General features: G+C 64.4%; 1 protein-coding gene. It reads right to left on the bottom strand.

Annotation, left to right across the window (positions count from 1 at the left end):
* Nucleotides 1-323, bottom strand: a 323-nt coding sequence (locus tag IM317_RS23820) for a DNA topoisomerase (protein WP_255519973.1), incomplete at both ends; no start/stop codon positions are given.

The raw sequence follows: 323 nt of genomic DNA, 5'->3' as shown, positions 1-323 counted from the left end.
GGGCGGTCATGTCCGGTCGCCCGGCCATCTCCGGCAGGGAATGAATGAGCGCCCTGCCGGCCTCCGAAGAGTGGATATAGCGCCCCTTTTTGCTCAGGAAACCACGCTTGAAGAGCAGCTCGATAATCCCTGCGCGGGTCGCTTCCGTGCCGAGGCCGTCGGTGGCGCGGAGGATCTTCTTCAGATCTTTATCCTGCACGAAGCGGGCAATCCCGGTCATCGCCGACAGCAGCGTGGCGTCGGTAAAGTGGCGCGGCGGCTGGGTCTGACGCTCCACCACCTCGCCCCTCTCGCACAGCAGTTCATCGCCTTTGGCCACCACC

The organism is Enterobacter cloacae complex sp. S3, assembly GCF_014930495.1.
GTDB lineage: Bacteria > Pseudomonadota > Gammaproteobacteria > Enterobacterales > Enterobacteriaceae > Enterobacter > Enterobacter asburiae_B.
The sequence above is the reverse complement of the archived record's forward strand: the minus strand, read 5'-3'. Positions and strand labels throughout refer to the sequence as shown.